General features: G+C 45.2%; 16 protein-coding genes. All 16 read right to left on the reverse strand.

Annotated features, from left to right (window positions below; genetic code table 11):
- Positions 1–27: 27 nt before the first annotated feature.
- A complete protein-coding gene (locus OCV36_RS11670; RefSeq protein WP_135457932.1) occupies positions 28–2,187 on the reverse strand; it encodes a flagellar hook-length control protein FliK in 2,160 nt (719 codons plus the stop codon).
- A gap of 182 nt (positions 2,188–2,369) precedes the next feature.
- Positions 2,370–2,807 carry a flagellar export protein FliJ gene (gene fliJ / locus OCV36_RS11675; protein ID WP_017073201.1) on the reverse strand — a complete coding sequence of 146 codons (438 nt, stop codon included), beginning with the start codon at positions 2,805–2,807 and terminating at the stop codon, positions 2,370–2,372.
- Between the two features lie 19 nt (positions 2,808–2,826).
- Positions 2,827–4,146, reverse strand: coding sequence for a flagellar protein export ATPase FliI (gene fliI / locus OCV36_RS11680; protein WP_017073202.1), 1,320 nt, complete (start codon positions 4,144–4,146; stop codon positions 2,827–2,829).
- Positions 4,146–4,946: a flagellar assembly protein FliH gene (gene fliH, locus OCV36_RS11685; protein ID WP_017073203.1), complete on the reverse strand. Its 801-nt coding sequence runs from the start codon at positions 4,944–4,946 to the stop codon at positions 4,146–4,148. The genes fliI and fliH overlap by 1 nt, the downstream gene beginning before the upstream one ends.
- 125 nt (positions 4,947–5,071) lie before the next feature.
- The gene (gene fliG / locus OCV36_RS11690; protein WP_135457931.1) at positions 5,072–6,133 is read right to left on the reverse strand and encodes a flagellar motor switch protein FliG; all 1,062 of its coding nucleotides are present in this window, start codon (positions 6,131–6,133) and stop codon (positions 5,072–5,074) included.
- On the reverse strand, positions 6,126–7,868 hold the full coding sequence (gene fliF / locus OCV36_RS11695) for a flagellar basal-body MS-ring/collar protein FliF (RefSeq protein ID WP_017073205.1): 1,743 nt from the start codon (positions 7,866–7,868) through the stop codon (positions 6,126–6,128). The genes fliG and fliF overlap by 8 nt, the downstream gene beginning before the upstream one ends.
- A 16-nt stretch (positions 7,869–7,884) precedes the next feature.
- A complete protein-coding gene (gene fliE, locus OCV36_RS11700; RefSeq protein ID WP_017073206.1) occupies positions 7,885–8,196 on the reverse strand; it encodes a flagellar hook-basal body complex protein FliE in 312 nt (103 codons plus the stop codon).
- Between the two features lie 132 nt (positions 8,197–8,328).
- The gene (locus OCV36_RS11705; RefSeq protein WP_017073207.1) at positions 8,329–9,738 is read right to left on the reverse strand and encodes a sigma-54-dependent transcriptional regulator; all 1,410 of its coding nucleotides are present in this window, start codon (positions 9,736–9,738) and stop codon (positions 8,329–8,331) included.
- Positions 9,739–9,771: 33 nt separating this feature from the next.
- Positions 9,772–10,812: a sensor histidine kinase gene (locus OCV36_RS11710; protein ID WP_017073208.1), complete on the reverse strand. Its 1,041-nt coding sequence runs from the start codon at positions 10,810–10,812 to the stop codon at positions 9,772–9,774.
- Positions 10,813–10,995: 183 nt separating this feature from the next.
- On the reverse strand, positions 10,996–12,462 hold the full coding sequence (locus OCV36_RS11715; protein WP_135457929.1) for a sigma-54 dependent transcriptional regulator: 1,467 nt from the start codon (positions 12,460–12,462) through the stop codon (positions 10,996–10,998).
- A 228-nt stretch (positions 12,463–12,690) separates the two neighbouring features.
- Positions 12,691–13,101, reverse strand: coding sequence for a flagellar export chaperone FliS (gene fliS, locus OCV36_RS11720; RefSeq protein ID WP_017073210.1), 411 nt, complete (start codon positions 13,099–13,101; stop codon positions 12,691–12,693).
- Positions 13,102–13,113: 12 nt separating this feature from the next.
- Complete coding sequence (locus tag OCV36_RS11725) at positions 13,114–13,419, reverse strand: flagellar protein FliT (protein WP_135457927.1); 306 nt, start codon at positions 13,417–13,419, stop codon at positions 13,114–13,116.
- A gap of 3 nt (positions 13,420–13,422) precedes the next feature.
- The gene (gene fliD / locus OCV36_RS11730) at positions 13,423–15,450 is read right to left on the reverse strand and encodes a flagellar filament capping protein FliD (RefSeq protein WP_017073212.1); all 2,028 of its coding nucleotides are present in this window, start codon (positions 15,448–15,450) and stop codon (positions 13,423–13,425) included.
- A 22-nt stretch (positions 15,451–15,472) separates the two neighbouring features.
- Positions 15,473–15,898: a flagellar protein FlaG gene (flaG, locus tag OCV36_RS11735; protein WP_017073213.1), complete on the reverse strand. Its 426-nt coding sequence runs from the start codon at positions 15,896–15,898 to the stop codon at positions 15,473–15,475.
- A gap of 81 nt (positions 15,899–15,979) precedes the next feature.
- Positions 15,980–17,110 carry a flagellin gene (locus tag OCV36_RS11740; RefSeq protein ID WP_135457925.1) on the reverse strand — a complete coding sequence of 377 codons (1,131 nt, stop codon included), beginning with the start codon at positions 17,108–17,110 and terminating at the stop codon, positions 15,980–15,982.
- 668 nt (positions 17,111–17,778) lie between these two features.
- Positions 17,779–18,912 carry a flagellin gene (locus OCV36_RS11745; RefSeq protein ID WP_261887524.1) on the reverse strand — a complete coding sequence of 378 codons (1,134 nt, stop codon included), beginning with the start codon at positions 18,910–18,912 and terminating at the stop codon, positions 17,779–17,781.
- Between the last annotated feature and the right edge of the window lie 73 nt (positions 18,913–18,985).

An 18,985-nucleotide genomic window follows, 5' to 3' on the forward strand; every position in this document is an offset into this window, starting at 1 on the left:
CCACTAACGAGCTGTTATGGCCTGATATTAGGCATAATAACTAATTCCATCACGCTTTGATGCGACATTCAATTCAAGATTGCTGCCGCTATCAAGGTTTTCATCACCTTGACCATCATTTGCGCGGTTAGAGCCTGATTGTTGCTCACCATTGTTGTATCTATCTTGCCCTTGACCCGTATTCTGTTGTTGAACGGACGAATCAGCAAGCTGCATCCCTTGTTGAGCAAGCATCTCTCTCAAACGAGGTAAGGTTTGCTCAATCACATCTCTCGCCTGTTGGCTGCTCACCGTGAAATGAACATTCGCCACGTCATTATTCATGGTCATTCGAATTTTCATTTGACCCAACTCTGGCGGATCAAGGCGGATGTCCAAGTTCTTAAGGTTCTTAGACATCATCATTTGTATTTTTTCTGCCACCTGTTCGTTTGCCAACTCTTTAGTTAGCTGAAGAGGTGCCTGTTGGGCCGCTTGAATTTCAGCTCGTGTTGGAGCCGAACCTACGGTCGCTGTTCCCTGAACACCCGCTGCAGAAGCAATTTGCTGAGCAAACGTCGAGTCTTTGGAATCGTCTTTAGCACCAGTCTTACTCAGGCCAGAGAGTGCCGCCGCGCCAGCGCCAGCTTTGAGCAACATATCCGTTGAACCCGCCTTAGTCGCGGCTACAGGTGCATTCACTGCCAGGTTTTGCGCCGTTAAACTCGGGTCCAAGGCTGCTTGTTGTGCAGAAGCGGCATTGCCCTGCTGAGCAGCTAACTGTTGAGCTGCCGCCTGTTGAGAAGCATGTGCATTATTAGCGTGCAACATTGCCGCTTTATCTGTAACTGCATTGGTTGCAGCTTGAGATGAAGCCTGAGCAGATGCTTGTTGGGCTGCAGTAGCAAGTGCCGCTGTCGATGCTACCGCACCTAGAGCTTTGGCTTCACTTGAGTCAGAGTTATCCCAATCTATAGCTGCTGATTCAGCATTCGAATTTTGGCTCAATAACGCCGATGCTTGTTGTTGAACATTAGTCAGCTGTTGATTCAACACTTCTAAGTTACCTGTGGATTTAGCTAAGGCAGCTTGCTCGTCAACCGTCAACTTAGCGCCACTTTGTTGCTTTTGAAGCAAACCATCGACAACAGACTGTTCTGATTCGATTTCTGAATTCAATTGATTTAGCACTTTGGTATGGGCATCAACTTGTTTTGCAAGCTCGATGTCAGCGGATGAAAGCGCTTCACTTTGATCGCTAGCAGCTGCCGCATTTTTTTGGCTAAGCTCTCGGCTCATGCTTGCTTCGATCTGCTCAGGGGTAACACCTTTGTCCATGAGTTGTCGAATTTCATCATCAGTCAACTGAGAAACACCTTTACCACCGGTAAGCACTGCGATCTCAGAATCGACTTCAAGTCCACTTTTTGCGTTGGTTAAATTGGCTTGTTCTGTCGTCAGACCCATTGCTCCTGCAACTGAGGCGCCAGCGATATTGCCTTGGGCTTCACCTGCATTCACTTGTGGACTAGTTTGTTGAGTGGCTTGTTGAGGCAAGCCTTTGCCGTTCGCAGGCTGATTCAGTGTTTTGTTTGCCTCATCCAACTGACCAAGCAATTTATTGCCTTCATTCATCGCGACGCTGGCTTGCGATGCCTGAGCCTTCGACTCTGTAATCTGAGTGCTTGAGTCGTTATCAGTCGAAACTTGTTGAGATTGCTCCCCTTTAGGGAGTGCCTTCTCTACCAAAGTATTGTCACTGGTCGAAGTCGACGAGGCTTTCTCTTTCGACGTTGAAGCTAATTCAGACGTTTGTTCAGCACCTATTTTTTCGGTGGTTGCCTTTTCAGCATCAACTTTTGTAGAAGCTTGCTTGGTTTGACCTTCACTCGTTGCGTCTGCGCTCTCAGATTCACTAGCATCGCCTTTACTCAGTTCCGGAGAAGCTTTTCCCTCAGCAGAGCTCGACTTAGCTGATTCGCTTTCATCACTCGACGCCGAGATTTTTTTGTCATCAGATTTTGAGCCGTTTTCAGCATCTTTAACTGTTGCTTTGCTGTCACTTTCTTCAAAGCCTAGCGCTTCTTTAAACGACTCAAAAAAACCTTTTGAATCGCCGGTATCTTCTACCTTTGAAGAGGCAGAGCCAGTATCCAACAAGGATGACGTTTTGTTGGTCGCTGAATTTGAGGAAAGACTAACATTCATATATACAAGCTCTATCTACTAGCTTTGCTGTCATAAATCGGACAACAAAAAGAAAGTCGGATGCTTTTCATGCCTTTACTGGGCATAACGCGCAATTTTATATAAAACAGAGCAAGAAACATGCCTATTAGTTCCGTTCTCACAATCTGAACGGCAACACCTGCGTCATTTAGGGCTTAGGATCACATCTTCTTTCGGCCATACATCAGCGTCGAGAACTCATCCATTTGCTTCTGTTCTCTTTGGTCTTGCAGTTTTGCCTTTTCTTTCTGTTTTTTCTCCATCAACCACTCATAAGATTTACGCTTTTTACGTAGCTCCATCCAGTAGTTTTGGCAGTTGTCGACTTGGTTTTTAAAATGGTGCTCCGCTTCTCTCTGTTTAGATAATGTTTCGTCTAGTTGAGTTAGGAAACGGTTCAAGTGACCATACTGGCTCGCCGTTAGCCCAGCCTTTCCGCGGTCGATAAGCTGCTGACAGTAATCAAGTCGATACTTTTCAATTTGAGCGACCTGCTCATAGTAACCTTGAAGTTCCGAATTCGCTTTGTTGAGCGCGAGTACGGCTTGGTTCTCTTGATCCTTAGATTGATCGAGCAAAAATTCTAATGCGTTATCCATGACTAACCTTATTCACTCGTTAGCCACCCAATACATGTTTCAACATGTTGACACACATGTCATAGGGAACTGTTTCTTTCATTTTCTGCTGTAAATACTCATCCAACCTCGGTTTCAAGGTGAAAGCACTATCAATGGCAGGATCTGTCCCCGGTTTGTAGGCGCCTATCGAAACCAAATCTTGGTTTTTACGACAAATAGACAATACTTGGCGCACCGCTTTCGACATCAATACATGTTCTTCGGTGGTGATTTGCGGCATAACACGACTGACGGATTTCTCAACATCAATCGCAGGATAATGTCCGGCATCGGCCATCTCACGCGATAAAACAATGTGACCATCAAGAATCGCTCGCGACGCATCAGCAATCGGGTCTTGTAAGTCATCACCTTCAGTTAAAACGGTAAAGAAAGCCGTGATGGAACCTTGTTCATCGTTGCCGTTACCCGCACGTTCCACGAGCGCGGGAAGCTTGGCGAATACTGATGGCGGATAACCTTTGGTCGCTGGCGGCTCACCGACAGACAGAGCAATTTCACGCTGAGCCTGAGCAAAACGGGTCAATGAATCCATTAATAAAAGAACATCTAAGCCTTGGTCGCGGAAGTACTCAGCGACAGCCAGTGCAGTTTGGCAACCTTTCAATCGCATCAGCGGCGATGAATCCGCAGGAGCAGCGACCACCACAGATCGTTTACGTCCATCTTCGCCAAGAATCTCTTCAATAAATTCTTTTACTTCACGTCCACGTTCACCAATCAAACCCACTACAACCACTTGCGCCGTTGTGCCTCGAGTCATCATGCCAAGCGTGACCGATTTACCAACACCGGAACCCGCAAACAGGCCAATACGTTGACCTTTACCCACTGTAAGCAAACCATTGATGGCCTTCAAACCGACATCAAGTGGCTCAGAAATAGGTTTACGAGCTAAAGGGTTGATGGGTTCTGCATTAAATGAAGCGCGTTGTTCGGTATAGATTGGACCTAGCCCATCAAGTGGGTTACCCACACCGTCGATCACTCGGCCAAGCAATTCCATTCCGACAGGGATGCCGCTCTCTGAGGTCACCGGTGTAACACGGGCACCTGGTAAGATTCCCGTAATTTGCTCACTCGGCATCAAAAATAGGTTGTCACCTGAGAAACCAACCACTTCAGCTTCCATCTGACCAGACATGGTTTCGACTAAACACAAGCTGCCGATCGGCGCTTTACAGCCGGTCGCTTCAAGCGTTAGGCCAACAACACGTACCAATTTTCCGGATGCAATCGGTCGCGATTTCAGACCTTCGACTTTGTATTGACTCAGACGGTTCGCTAACTCAAGCATTACTCATGCCCTTGATGGCGGTTTACACCACAGAAGCTTTGAATCACGTTCTTCACACGCTCTTCCATGCGGTAGTTAACACTCGACTCACCCGCTTCGATTTGTACATCACCACGGTTGAGTGCAGGCTCCGCCACTAGAGTCCAGTTGCGGCAATCCAATTCCGTTTCACCATATGCAGAGCGAATAATGGCAACATCTTCAGGATTAAGCTTCAATGTGATCGCGTGACCAGAGATTGGCAGTGATTCTACCGATTCTTTCACGGTATCTAATATGATTTGTGGATTGGTGTGTACTTCAACATGAACCACTTCTTTGACCATGGTAAGCACCATGTCCACCAGTTGCTTCTCAACCTGAGCATTCATTAGCTCCAACGGTTGTGCAAATTGGTTCGCTAGCCCCATAAAGATGGCAACTTGTTGTTGAATGTATTCCTGACCAGCCGTTACACCTTCAAGCTTACCGGCTTGGTTGCCTTCTTCGTGGCCTGCAGCAAAGCCTTCTTCTTTGCCTTTTTCGTAACCTTGCTTAAAACCAGCTTCTTGTCCTTGATGAAGCCCTTCTTGGTAAGCGCCTTGCTTGATCAATTCAATTTGTTCTTCAGTCAGAACAAGCTCTTCATCTTCGATAGCTTCTTCTACAGTCGGCATCCAACCAGGGTCATAATTGAAGGCAGTTTCTTTGGCTTGTTTGTTCACGTCAGAGGTGTAGTCAGGCAGCCCCCATTTCTGAGGTTGGGCTACCGAATTATCTTCTTCTGGACGAAGGAAGCCGCGTTTTCTATCACCTGACATATCAGTACCTATCTATGAATGAGTCAAACTGCGTTGTAAATTCAAGCAGTTAAACTTAATTAATCTGTAGTTCGAGATTGGATAAAGAAAAGCCCCAACATTGTGGGGCTTTTGAGATTTCTGTATTAAAGGAACTCGTCGGCGCCACCAGACAGCATAATCTCGCCGCTGTCAGCCATTTTCCTCGCGATACCCAGAATCTCTTTCTGAGCCGCTTCCACCTCGGAGACTTTCACAGGCGGCATCGCCTCAATATCGTCTCTCATCATATCGGCAGCACGTTTAGACATGTTCTTGAAGATCTTCTCACGCAGACCTTCATCAGCACCTTTAAGCGCTTTCTGTAGAATGTCTTGCGGTACATCACGCAGCAATCTCTGAACACCTTGGTCATCAACTTCGATAAGGTTTTCAAAGACAAACATAAGATCTTGAATCTGTGTTGCCATGTCTTCGTCTTGGTCTCGAATTTGATCTATCAAGACGCCTTCCACGTTGTTATCCATGTAGTTCATGATCTCAGCCGCGGCTTTCAGGCCACCAATTTTGGCCGCTTGAGCACCAGCTTGACCCGCAAACTGTTTCTCCATGATTTCGTTCAGTTCAGCAAGCGCCGAAGGTTGAACTTCTTCAAGGTTAGCAATACGCATCATCAGATCCAGACGAACACGTTCTGGGAACTGAGACAGAATTTCAGCCGATTGATCAGCATCGAGATACGACAACACAATGGTTTGTATCTGAGGGTGCTCGTTAATGATGATACTTGCCACCTGACGAGGATCCATCCACTTAAGTGAATCCAAGCCTTTAGAACCGGTCCCTAGAAGGATCTGGTCAACAAGGTTATTCGCCTTATCGGCACCAAGAGCAGCTACCAGCGCATTACGCATAAAGTCTTCGCTGCCCATACCAATGTTGGTGTACTTCTGAATATCATCTAAGAAAGCACGGTGAACCGCACCGACTTTTTCCTGGGACAAGTCGGTTGCACGTGCCATCGCACTACCGACACGTTGAACCTGCTTTGGCTCTAGGTGACGAATAATACCTGCCGCATCTTCTTCGTTTAAACTTAGCAATAAGATTGCAGCGCGCTCATCTCCGGAGATAGAACCGATATCGACGCTAGAGACATCAAGCACTTCACCGCCTTCAGTTTGTTGTGGAACTATTTCGTTAGCCATCTACCATCCAATTCTTAACTACTTGAGCTGCGAGCTCTGGTTCATTCGCTACAAGTGCACGTACTGCTTTCAGCACGTCCTCGTCTTTATGAAGGTTTGGTAAGTCAATGCTCGAACCAAATTCAAACAGCTCACCACCTTCAATATCGCCACCAATTAGGCTCGTTTCACCGTCGGCACCAATCGGCATTCCATCAGGGCCGTACATTTGATCATCGTTGTCGGCTGCAGGGTTAAGCAGTTTCTTCATTGCAGGGCGTACAAGTACCAATACCACCACAATAATAACCAACGCACTCGCAAACCAACGAATCCAATCATTAAAGTTTGGATGTTCCCAAATAGGTACATCAGCTACGATATCAGTCACCTGAGGCGCAAACTGCATGCTCAATACGTTTAACAAATCACCACGATTTTCGTCAAAACCCACGGTGCCAATCAAAACCTGACGAATGGCATTGATTTCGCTAACTGGGATTGGCGTGTGAACCACTTCGCCCGTGTCTGGGTTCAATGATTGACGATCTTTAATCGCTACCGATACCGTCTGACGGTTAACTGTGCCGCTTTGTTTACGTTCGTGGCTAATGGTTGTATCTAGCTCAAAGTTTCGAGTCGCTTCTTTGTGAACCGAACCTTGTCCCGTCATTGCGCCATCTTTCATCTGGGCAACATCTTGAGGGATAGAAGCATCTGCAGGAGGCTGATTACTCAAAGCACCAGGAATGCCGGCCACAGTATTGCCGTTGTTGTAATCTTCTAAAGTGTATTCACTTCGGGTCGCAGGCGTGTTCGGGTCGAAACGTTTTCTGGTTTGCTCTACCGCACTAAAGTCGAGCTGAATATCAACTTGAGCGGTGTAGTTACCAAATCCAAGGATAGGAATTAAGATAGAATCAATTTTCTCACGTAGCGCTTGTTCTTGGTTACGCTCTAATTCATGTTCTTTGCGGCGCGCTGTTGACATCGGGTCTTGAGAGCCTGAGTTCAAAAGTCGACCATGCTGATCGGTCACCGTGATACGTGAGGTTTTCATTCCCGGAACCGCACTCGCCACCATATCCACAACAGAATCCACTTCTTGCTGCTTTAGGTTAGCTCCGGTTTTCACCGTTAGGAATACAGAAGCGGACGCTTCCTGATTGTGACGTACGAACACACTTTGCTTTGGCAATGCTAATAAAACCTGAGCTTTACGCACCTGTTTCATCTGCTCGATGGCTTTCGCAAGCTGTCTCTCGCGACTTAATTTAAGGCGCTCCTGCTCTAAACGTTGTGATACACCAAAGCCCATGTCTTGCATGAGTATGTCATCGCCAGCATTTCGCTCTTGATTCAACCCCGCTCGTACCATATTAAGCTTCAGAGAGTTGTACTCACTCGCAGGTACCGAGATAGTGTTGCCTTCAAGAGAATACTCAATTTTTTGCAGATCTAAGTAATCAAGAACGGGGATCAACTCTTCTGTTTCGTAAGCACCTAATGGACGCATTTCTGGTTCTTTTACCCAGAAAAAAAGCATCACAATTAGCGCTACGCAAATAGAGATGGAAAGGACCAAGACGACCTGACGAAGTAAATCGAGATCGCCCACAGCCATATCGAACTTCGATGAACTGCGTTCACCTAGATCGGGATTTTGCCCTGTTCCGTCAAGATCAGAACCCGCCATGAGAGCGTGGTCGTTGCTATCGCTTACGGTTAAATCTGTTGTTTGACTATTATCTGCCACTATTCAATTACCTAACTTATACCGGCATATTCATCAGCTCTTTGTACGATTCGACCAATTTATTTCTAATTTGGATCGTCGCTTCAAAAGCCACACTAGATTTATTACGAGCAATCATCACATCAGACAGTGACACGCTTTGGTCACCGCTATCAAAACGAGCTTGAAGACTGCCTGAGGTCTTTTGTAATGAGTTCACATTATTGATGGCTTGCGTAAGCATGTTGCCAAAGTCTGCACCAACCGCTTGCCCTGTTCCAGTAGGACGCGCGCTAGCAGCTTCAACCATCATTGCCTGCATTTCGCCTTGTAAACCATCTATTCTCATCTACTACCTCAGGAGTCAAAATTATGACTATCTATTTCGCTGTATTATTGACTGAGCAATTAGCGTGCCACACATTATTTTGACTAGACATCGTACTACAACAGTCAGAAACCTGGCACTACTAATCTATCCTCAGTTTGGGATATCTATTCCAGCATCGCGCATTTTTGCTAACTTATAACGTAATGTGCGTGGACTAATGCCCAGTTTTTCAGCCATATCTTTACGTCGGCCACTGCAAGCAATCAATGTTTCAAGAATAATTGCATACTCTTGATCTCTAAGTTCATTACCAAGCCCTTCACTGCTGGCAACGACTTTGTTGATCGGATTAGATTCAGCAATAGGCTTAATTTCTGGCGATGCAACGTCATTGCCTTCGACAATTTGTTGTAGCCCACTTGCATCTTGCCAATCAACACCTTCAAGAAGGATATGCTCACCAGAAATATGATCTTGTTCGCTCAAGATCAACGCTCGTTGAATGACATTATCTAACTCACGAACATTACCCGGCCACGGATAATTGACGAGTTTGCTGATGGCTTGCGCTGACATCACGGGTACGGGCATACCAAGTTTGGTGCAGTTACGCTCAACCAAATGCTTAGCTAGAGGCTCAATATCGCCTTTACGCTCACAAAGTGGCGGCCAAGATATTGGGAAAACATTCAGTCGATAGTATAAATCTTCACGGAAGTTCCCTTCAGATACATACTGTTTTAAGTCACGGTTACTGGTCGCCAACACACGAACGTCTAGCTTGATACTCTTACGGCTCCCCAAACGCTCAACCTCACGCTCTTGCAACACACGCAGTAACTTAGCTTGAAGGCTAAGCTCCATCTCACTGATCTCATCCAGTAAAATAGTGCCGCCTTGTGCTTGTTCAAACTTACCCGGACAAGCCTGAATAGCGCCAGTAAAGGCACCTTTTTCATACCCAAAGAGTGTCGCTTCCAACATATTATCTGGGATCGCAGCGCAGTTAATCGCGACAAATGGACCATCTTTACGGCTTGAGGCGTTATGAATGTAGCGAGACATAACTTCTTTACCGGAACCGCTCGGCCCTAAGATCATTACGTTAGCATCTGTTTTTGCGACTTTATCAGCCAGCATCATTAGCTTGATACTTTTTTCGTCGGCAACGATGGCATCACCATTGTCATCCGACTTAACCGGAGCGTAACGGCTCACCATGTTTAGCAGTACTTCTGGCGCAAAGGGCTTTGCCATGTAGTCGATAGCACCCTCTTTCATTGCTGCTACGGCATCTTCAATGTTGGCATACGCTGTCATCAACAATACAGGCAAATTAGGCCAATGCTGCTTGATGTTTCTTAGCAATGCTAAGCCGCCCATACCTGCCATCTGCACATCAGAGACAACGATATCAACGGAGTTCGATTTCAATTTTACCAGAGCATCTTCCGCACAATCCGCTTCTAGCCATTCATAGCCAGCAAGCGCGAGTGTGTCGACAAGGGCTTCGCGTAGACCTTCATCATCTTCGACGATTAACACTTTGCTTTGAGCCATAGGATTCTCCAGTGTAAATTCAGTTAAAACGTATTAGTCTTCAGTTGAAGCGCTTCTTTCGAGCGGCAAGCACATAGTAAAGCATGCGCCATCACCTTCTTCTGAGATCAATTCCAGTCGGCCTTCATGTGCACGACATACCATTTGTACAACCGCCAAACCTAAACCTGTACCTTGTGAGCGAGTGGTAAAGAAGGGTTCCATAATTTTACCTTGAAGCTCTTTCGCAACGCCGGGTCCACTGTCTTGTACTGATATCTTAAGTTCGCCGTTGACGGGCCTAAAAAAGACATCAATCTGCGACTCTTTGCCTGCAATTTGAACCGCGTTCAAAACCAGGTTGCTAAGAGCAGACGCAATAGCATTGGCGTTACCAAACATTTGAGTTTCTTCGCCCTCAACTTCCTGGCAATAATCAATCTGGTTGGTCTTTAGTGCCGCTTCCACCATTGGGTGAAACTCAGTGATCAGTTCAGCCACAGTAAATGGCTTAACCACTTTATTGTCGCCACCTTTGGCAAACAACAGCATGTCATTCACTTGCTTCTCTAAGTCATGCAATCTATCCATAAGCTTAGATTGAAAACGCGTTTTTGTTGCCGGCGGTAAGTTTGGCGCGGCAAGATTTGATGCATACAACATCGCGCTAGAAAGTGGCGTACGCACCTGATGCGCCAATGAGGCGACCATTCTACCTAACGACGATAAACGCTGAAGATCACTAACACGAGACTGTAGAAGACGTGTTTCTGTCAGGTCGGTAATCAGTATCAGTTGACCGGTGGTAGAAGCTGAAATCGCCAAACGAACCTTACGTCCGTTCTTTAGTGAGATCTCATGTCCATCATCGTCTTTTGGGTCAAAGGCACTTTGAATAACCGAAAACCACTTTTCACCCACCAGTTCCACACCTAAAATTCGGTGCGCTTCAGGGTTCGCTTCCCTTACTTCCCCATGAGTATCTAACAAGATGACACCAGCTGGCATCACATCAAGTACTTGCTTATAGCGCTCAACCTGCTGCTCAACTGAATCTAGGTGTGATTGATTTTCGGGTTCGTTAGATAGTTGCATGTCAAAAATTTGCCTCAAATACTAAAACAGCCTGACACGTACAACACGAGTCAGGCTATTTGCTATATTTATCACATAGTTAAGTAAGCAACAACTCGACTATGCCATCCCTATTCTCTCAATCAGAGCACACTCTAATTAAAAATGAGTCCTAATTTTATATTGCTGAACGTAATCTGATCTCTAACGCTGCAGATTATACTTACGCATTTTTTCAACCAAAGTCGTTCTGCGCATTCCAAGCATATCAGCAGCACGAGCAACGATGCCACCCTGCGCCTCCAAAGCTTGGTTAATCATATTCACTTCCATATCAGCGAGTAGCTCTTTGAGGTTAACCCCTTCTGGCGGTAACTCTTGAGGCGCATTCGCGTTATCGGCAAGATCGTCTTGTTGATCAAAGCTAAAATCTTCTGAAAATATGTCAGCCAATGCATCACGTTCCTGATCTTCCTCAGACGCAAAGTTATTAAACTCTGGTTGGAATTCAGGAAGATCACTGTATCGATATTTAGTGGGAAGGTGGTTCACGTCAACCAAGCTGTTTGGATAAAGGATAACCATTCGTTCAACTAAGTTAGCTAATTCACGAACGTTGCCAGGCCAATAATGCTCCATCAAAGAGTTGATAGCACGAGGCGTAAAACAGATTGGCATGCTGCCCTCCGCTTCCATTCGGGTCATCAGTTCTTGAAGCAACAGAGGAATATCTTCTTTGCGATCCTGAAGTGCAGGCATTTCAATTGGGAATACGTTCAAGCGATAGTAAAGGTCTTCACGGAACGAGTCATCGTCGATCATATCTTCAAGATTACGGTGCGTTGCCGCAACTACTCGAACATCCGCTTTAATGGTGTTGTTACCACCTACACGCTCAAAGCATCGTTCTTGTAAAACACGCAGCAGTTTAACTTGCATCGCCATTGGCATATCGCCAATTTCATCAAGAAATAGTGTGCCACCTTCAGCCAGTTCAAAGCGTCCTTTACGTGCGGTAATCGCACCAGTAAATGCACCTTTCTCGTGACCAAACAATTCACTTTCGAGCAACTCTGCAGGAATAGCGCCACAATTCACTGGTACAAATGGCCCAGTACGACGCTTAGAATGATAGTGAATATTGCGAGCTACAACTTCTTTACCTGTACCTGATTCCCCAAGAATCAGCACGTTAGCTTCCGTAGTAGAAACCTGTTCAATTAAATGACGTACTTCTTGAATACCAGCATTTTGCCCTACCAGGCTGCGAAACAGTGTGTTCTTACGTGTAGAAGATACAACTTGAATGCCTTTACGGCCTAAGAAGTCTTTACAGTGTCTTAATGCATCACTGAGTTGAGGGTAGTTAAGAGGAAGTTCGAGTTCGCCAACAAAGTTGGTGAGTTCATCAACTGGGTGATTGTTTTTACCGATCACAAGCAATGGAATGTGATTGGCGTGAACAAGCTTTTCATTGAGTAATGCGTTGAAGCCTTTACCTTTAATTGAGCCGATAATGCAGCCTGCCCACTGAAGTGACCAGTCTACTTTGCGCGCTTGTTCAGAGCTGATAACTTCGCAGCTCTCTCCTACAAACTCTAATATTGTGCTTAAATTGTCACGATCTTGAGCGTTATCGTCGACGACAAGCAGTTTTGCCAAACCTTGCATAAGTAGGAATTATTGCCTTTATTTTGGTGCGATGCGGAAAAACGGTGAGCGACGTAGTCGATAAAACAGAGAAAAAACATCAATGATTATGTTTACGTGGACAAATTTAGGAAATCAGCAACGAAAAAAGCCATTAGGCTATCTAATGGCTTCTATTTTATTTGATTAAAAAAATAAGGCAACCAACCAATTGAGGGATATGAGATTGGTTAAAACTGCAATTTTTCTTTAAATACCTACTTCATCAGACGTCAAGTTGTGATATTCGTTCGGAATTTGGTCCCAAGCGCTCTTAATTTCGCGGATAATATCGATAACATCATCAATTGGCTGTGGGTCATTTTTGTGATTTGCCGCAGAAATTTGCGTGATCATGAACTCATAAAGTTGATCTAGGTTTTTCGCAATATCACCACCATCGGCCATAGAAAGGCAACTGCGTAGGCTAATAATGATATCTAGAGCCTTACCAAGGCGCTCACCTTTTACCGGAATGTTGCCCGCTTGCATTGCCGCTTTACCTTGAATCAAGCGTTCAATAGCGCCTGCCATCAACATTTGTACAATCTTATGGGGTGAGGCAGCTGTTAGCTGACTATCCACTGATACCTTTTTATATGCCTGTAAAGAACCGCGCATAGTAAACCTCTTCTATAAAAACTTTTTGTATTGTTGAACTGATTTAGCACCGTGACGATATTTGTGTAGGGTCTTACCTACTCGACTCGTCTCAGACTGCATCAATTCGACTAATTTTCTGGTTCTGGTAATGGCTTCAAACCATTCAGAACTTTGCTTAACGTCGGGATGTGAGTCGATGAATTGAAGCACGTTTTGCAATAACTGTTCTCTGTTATCGACAAGCTGCGTTATTTCTTCAGCATTAATTTCGCTAAATTCAAGCTTAGAGATAATTAGTTGATCCAGTTCACAAAGCTCTTCAAGCTGGTTGTCCATCTATTAACCTAACGCATTCATCATGCTGCCCAATTGAGATTGCATCTTACTGGTCGCATCTTGCATAGCAGTAAACTTAGAGTGCGTGCGGCTCTCTAGGCTGTCCATTCGGCGGTCCAATGCACCTTGATCATCAGCCAAGCGATAATTCTGTTCGACTAAGCTCTTTTCTCGTGTACGAATTGAGCCGGTAATGCCCGTGATGCCTTGAATCGCATCTTCCACTTTTTTGGCGAAACCATTGTTGCCACCAAAGAACTCACCCAACTTATCAAAGTTATTGTTAAGTTGACGGTCAAGCATGTCGTAGTTAATTTCTAGCGAACCTTGTCTCGTTGTCGTGATACCAAATTCAGTCAATGACTTGAGGTTATCTGGCGCACCTTCAATGCTCGACGAGAAGACACCTTTCAGTCTCGAGTCGGCGTTACGTACCGTACTGTCGCCAGAAAGCGGCCCTTTTTGGCCAGTCGTTGGATCAACGCCCGCCAAGTTTTTAGAGACTTGGTAAAATTGATTGTAGGAATTAACAAAGGTCTCAATGTCTTGGCGAACACTTTTACGGTCGTACTCAACACCAATTTCTGCCGGCGGCTTATCTTTTGGTGTTTTTCCTTTCACCGTAATATCGATACCTTCAACGGCATCTTCAATCACATTGTTATTACTCGAAAGCTGAGCAACGCCGTCCAAGACGACCATTGAATCTTGCCCAGCCTGAACTTCAGCCATACCGCTATAGGTGTCAAAAGACTGTTGTGCCAATTCGAGGTCAGCTTGCGCTTTATCGACTTGCTCTAAAAGCTCACGCTCTTCGGGTTCTAATTTCGCACGCTCAATTTTTTTGGCTTGTTCAGCGGTCAATTCGCCTTTTTGAACTTTCTCAGCCAGATCGGCTTTTTCTTGTGAAATTTTGTCTTCGATACGTGCTTGTTCAGCTTCAAGCTTTTGTTGAGCCTCTTTCGGCGTCACGTAAGAATCGGTCAGAGTACCCGAGGCAGCATTTGACCACCCCGGAACATCAGGAGCCTTCTCTATCGCTTTTTCATCAAGCTCAAGTTCTGGTGTGTAGTAAGAATCTAAAAGAGTTCCTGACGCTGTTTCAGTCCAACCCGGGATATTGTCTTCAGGCATCACTGATTTAGCGGCTTGAGCTGCGTCTAGGGCAGCTTGACCATCGGCTGCAGCTTGCTCGCCATAGCTAAGACTTTGAGAGTCTCCGTCAGCGGATGAAGCAGCATCGGTTTGGTTTTTTGGGATAACATTGCCGTCTTCATCGAGTGTTTCACTCGCATTTGGGTCATCGTTAGCGATCGCTTCATCGATGAGTTCAACGGCTTTTCCTGCAGGGGTTAGAGCAAGAACATCTTGAGCAGCAAGGCGTGCTTTCTCTAGCGCCTTAACGCGTTCTTCAAGCGTTTTGTATTCGAGTTTTTTTAGAGGGTTAGCAGCATCAGATTCTACATTAATGCTGATCTGTTGATCTGAACCAGACTGGTTCGAGGCGACAATAAGTCGTGGGCCTTCGACATCATTGATAATAGATGCACGAACGCCTGGGTTGTTATCTGCACCATTAATACCGCGAACAACATCGATAAGTTTCGATCTGTCGCCAACTTGTATGTCAAAACTATCATCACCAAGCGAAACCTGCAGCTTACCTGGGCCAAATTTCATGTCCTCTGATAATACATCAGAAGCCACTTTATGGCTCTGGGCAAGCTGCAACACATCGATGGCATATTTGCCAGCGATCGCTTCGGTAGTCGCTGTTGCAGAGACAAGAGCTTCATCTGTACTCTCTACTGTTCGCACAGCGAAAGCTTTTTCCTGACGAAAATTTGTCATCAGGCTTTTCATCGAATCAAGGGATTCTCTGAGTCTTCCATAGGCACTAATGCTGGTGTCGATTCGCGTTCGTTCATTGTCGATTCGTTGCTGTTTAGGTACACGCTCCGAATCTACAATTTTGCTGACCATGGAATTGATATCCATGCCAGACGAAATCCCCATTGGGCCAAAACTCATTAAACCACCTCAATAATACGACTTAAACCTTCACCTCAAATATTCTACTATTCGAGTTTTGGGCTGCTAGGCGCCTTAGAATTTCAAGCATTTCTTCATCAGGTATCTGGCGAATAATATCACCTGTTGTAGTCTCATAAATGGTGACCACATCTCTACCCGATTCTTCATCAACTTTAAAAGCAACACCCTTATTGAGAGAAGAGATAAACTCGTTTACCTTCTCTACCATCTTGACTCGCTCTTCATCATTTAACTCTTGTCTAACTTGAGCTAATTGAATCGCCGCTTCGGTAGCCTCTTCTTTCGATTTCTCTACCTTGCCATAAGATGTTACTTCTTTCAGTCGTGAAATGCTCGACGCACTACTACCTTCATCGCTTGCAATTTTAATGCCATTAGGTGAGCCGTAAGGCTGGATGTTCGATGCGTTGGATGGAATTTCCATAACACTCTCCCTCCCTCCTTTATGAGCCAAACAGTAAAACTCTACGCTCAGTAGAGTTTACCGCTACTTACCGGAGTAAGTTTAGCCCAATAAGCTTAGAGCTGCTGATGGTGATTGTTTTGCTTGAGCTAAGATAGAAGTACTCGCCTGTTGTAGGATTTGAGACTTCGTCATTGCCGTTGTTTCTTTCGCGTAATCGGTATCTTTGATACGGCTCTTAGAAGCATTAACGTTTTCGTTGATGTTATCTAAGTTGCTGATAGCGTGATCAAAACGGTTTTGGAAAGCACCAAGAGAAGCACGGTTACTGTCCACTGATTTTAGTGCGCCATCAATAACAGACACGGCTTCGTTTGCACCAGCAACCGAGGTTACATCGATATCGTTAACGGTAACGTCTTTAGCTGCACCGATACCTAGCTCACCAGCAAGGCTGCCACCGAACTCAACATCACCTTCAACTTTTTGGCTTGAAGCGAAAAGTTGCAGTTTACCGCCTTCACCTACCGACGCTTTAACGTCTTGGCTCTGACCATTGATGTAAGTTGCTAGCTCTTCCATATCGTTGCCTTCCTTCGCAGAAATAGCCAACTCTTGTGCTTCGCCAAACTTATCGTTGTATTTGATCGTTAAATCAGAACCAGCACCTACGCGCCAAGAAGCATCTTTGCCTTCTGTAACACCGTAGCTCTTACCACCCATGTCTTGAGTGTCAGTACGCATGTTGTTCATCGTTAGCATTACTGCTTCACCAGAATCAGCACCGATTTGGAAAGATTGGCTACCGTAAGTACCGTTAAGAAGCTTGTTACCACCAAAAGAGGTCGTTTCAGCGATACGGTTAAGTTCAGTGTTTAGAGCCGATACTTCTTCTTGGATCGCAACACGTTCAGATTTGCTGTTTGAACCATTTGAAGATTGAAGAGAAAGGTCACGCATACGTTGCAGAATGTTGGTTGACTCATTCATTGCACCTTCAGCAGTCTGTGCAATTGAGATACCGTCATTCGCATTTTTCACAGCCATATCTAGGCCACGACTTTGCGACGTTAAGCGGTTAGAAATTTGTAGGCCAGCAGCATCATCTTTTGCGCTATTGATTTTATAGCCAGAAGACAAACGCTCCATTGATTTTTGAGTACCTTCAGCCGCGCTATTTAGGTAGCGCTGAGCCGTCATTGCAGACACATTAGTGCTTACATTAATCGCCATAGTTGATCTCCTTTAGGCATTTTTTAGTGCACCTATGTGACTCTCACCTCACACAAATCCACATCAATTTGTTTTACATACCAGTGTCTCTCTCACCTTACATTGGTACATATCATTTCTCTCAATCCCTTTAACGGCCCCTTAATTAGAAGCTTTAATAAAAAATCGTTTTTTTTTCGCATTATTTTCAATAACAAAGGAAAGTGTGATCGTTCTTCAATTAATAGGCTCATGTCCGCTAAAGCCAAATTTATCATTACGGGTATCGCTCCCCCTCATGAAAATGAGATAGGAAACCGGCCTCTGATACCTCGTTCTACTCAATTCTAAGATGAGGATCGAAAGGTAATTCTTCGTATTCGAATCACTACTTATGTCGGCCAAAACGCCGAAGCGTGCGAACAAAAAATTCATCATCTAGAAATATTTGTCATTCCCTACCGCGAGGGATAAGCGTGATGGGGAATCCCGTTTTCATCCCGAATCACCGACACGGTTATTTCCCCGAAGACATCCTTTGCTAAATAACAGGCAATAAAAAACCCAGCCGAAGCTGGGTCTGTTTAGCGCTCATCTCTCACCACGAGCTAATTTGTGGAAGCCTAACGTTTATGATCAACTGCGCTTATGATAAACAGCGCTTATAACCAACGTGGCCTTTCAATCGATTAACCTAGTAGGCTAAGTGCCGAGTTCGGTGCTTGCTTCGCTTGAGCAAGAATAGAGCTTGAAGCTTGAGAAAGGATCTGAGACTTAGTCATCTGAGTCGTTTCTTTCGCGAAATCGGTATCTTTAATACGGCTCTTAGATGCGTTAACGTTCTCGTTAATGTTGTCTAAGTTGCTGATAGCGTGGTCGAAACGGTTTTGGAAAGCACCCAGTTCAGCACGGTGGCTGTCTACATACTTAAGTGCCGCATCGATGACTGCTACAGATTCTTGTGCGCCACCAACTGATGTCACGTCGATAGTATCAACCGTTACATCTTTGCTAGGTTGCATGCCTAATTCGCCAGCAAGGCTGCCAGAGAATGCCACTTCGCCTTCAACTTTGTTGTTGCCAGTAAACATCTGTAGCTTACCGTCTTCAGTTACAGACGCTTTAACAGAGTCTTGTTGACCGTTGATGTACGTTGCTAGCTCTTCGATGTCATCGCCCGCTTTCGCAGACACATCGATTTCTTGTGCTTGACCGAAGTTATCAGTGAACGACATTTTTAGGTCGTTAGAGCCAGTTTGAACGTTCCAGTCTTTGTCTTTCGCGTTCTCAGTTTGGTAACTCTTACCACCCATCTGAGCATTATCAGAGCGCATATCTTTCAGTTGAAGCATTACCGCTTCACCGTTATCCGCACCGATTTGGAATGATTTAGTACCGTGAGTACCGTTAAGCAGCTTGTTGCCACCAAAAGACGTGGTTTCCGCAATACGGTTCAGTTCGTCGTTCAGTGCTGTTACTTCTTCTTGAATCGCTACACGCTCAGATTTTGAGTTTGAGCCGTTTGAAGATTGTAGAGACAAATCACGCATACGTTGCAGGATGTTAGTAGTCTCGTTCATTGCACCTTCAGCAGTTTGTGCAATAGAGATACCGTCGTTCGCGTTACGTACAGCAACATCAAGGCCGCGGCTTTGAACGTTCAAACGGTTAGAGATTTGTAGGCCCGCAGCGTCATCTTTCGCGCTGTTGATTTTAGAGCCTGAAGCTAGACGCTCCATTGATGTTTGTTGTGCGCTGTTTGCGTTGTTTAAGTAACGTTGCGCTGTCATCGCTGAAACGTTTGTATTTACATTCACTGCCATGGTGATTTCTCCAATTGATTTTCCGGTATAGCGGTTTCCGACGTCTCGGAAAACCAAGTAGTTCTCTCAAAGT

It is taken from the genome of Vibrio echinoideorum, from assembly GCF_024347455.1.
Lineage (GTDB): Bacteria > Pseudomonadota > Gammaproteobacteria > Enterobacterales > Vibrionaceae > Vibrio > Vibrio echinoideorum.

Excerpts from the sequence above, each read along its gene's own strand:
- OCV36_RS11670 (WP_135457932.1), bottom strand. The coding sequence starts at position 2,187 with ATGAATGTTAGTCTTTCCTCAAATTCAGCGACCAACAAAACGTCATCC.
- fliJ (WP_017073201.1), bottom strand. The coding sequence starts at position 2,807 with ATGGATAACGCATTAGAATTTTTGCTCGATCAATCTAAGGATCAAGAG.
- fliI (WP_017073202.1), bottom strand. The coding sequence starts at position 4,146 with ATGCTTGAGTTAGCGAACCGTCTGAGTCAATACAAAGTCGAAGGTCTG.
- fliH (WP_017073203.1), bottom strand. The coding sequence starts at position 4,946 with ATGTCAGGTGATAGAAAACGCGGCTTCCTTCGTCCAGAAGAAGATAAT.
- fliG (WP_135457931.1), bottom strand. The coding sequence starts at position 6,133 with ATGGCTAACGAAATAGTTCCACAACAAACTGAAGGCGGTGAAGTGCTT.
- fliE (WP_017073206.1), bottom strand. The coding sequence starts at position 8,196 with ATGAGAATAGATGGTTTACAAGGCGAAATGCAGGCAATGATGGTTGAA.
- OCV36_RS11705 (WP_017073207.1), bottom strand. The coding sequence starts at position 9,738 with ATGGCTCAAAGCAAAGTGTTAATCGTCGAAGATGATGAAGGTCTACGC.
- OCV36_RS11710 (WP_017073208.1), bottom strand. The coding sequence starts at position 10,812 with ATGCAACTATCTAACGAACCCGAAAATCAATCACACCTAGATTCAGTT.
- OCV36_RS11715 (WP_135457929.1), bottom strand. The coding sequence starts at position 12,462 with ATGCAAGGTTTGGCAAAACTGCTTGTCGTCGACGATAACGCTCAAGAT.
- fliS (WP_017073210.1), bottom strand. The coding sequence starts at position 13,101 with ATGCGCGGTTCTTTACAGGCATATAAAAAGGTATCAGTGGATAGTCAG.
- OCV36_RS11725 (WP_135457927.1), bottom strand. The coding sequence starts at position 13,419 with ATGGACAACCAGCTTGAAGAGCTTTGTGAACTGGATCAACTAATTATC.
- fliD (WP_017073212.1), bottom strand. The coding sequence starts at position 15,450 with ATGAGTTTTGGCCCAATGGGGATTTCGTCTGGCATGGATATCAATTCC.
- flaG (WP_017073213.1), bottom strand. The coding sequence starts at position 15,898 with ATGGAAATTCCATCCAACGCATCGAACATCCAGCCTTACGGCTCACCT.
- OCV36_RS11740 (WP_135457925.1), bottom strand. The coding sequence starts at position 17,110 with ATGGCGATTAATGTAAGCACTAATGTGTCTGCAATGACGGCTCAGCGC.
- OCV36_RS11745 (WP_261887524.1), bottom strand. The coding sequence starts at position 18,912 with ATGGCAGTGAATGTAAATACAAACGTTTCAGCGATGACAGCGCAACGT.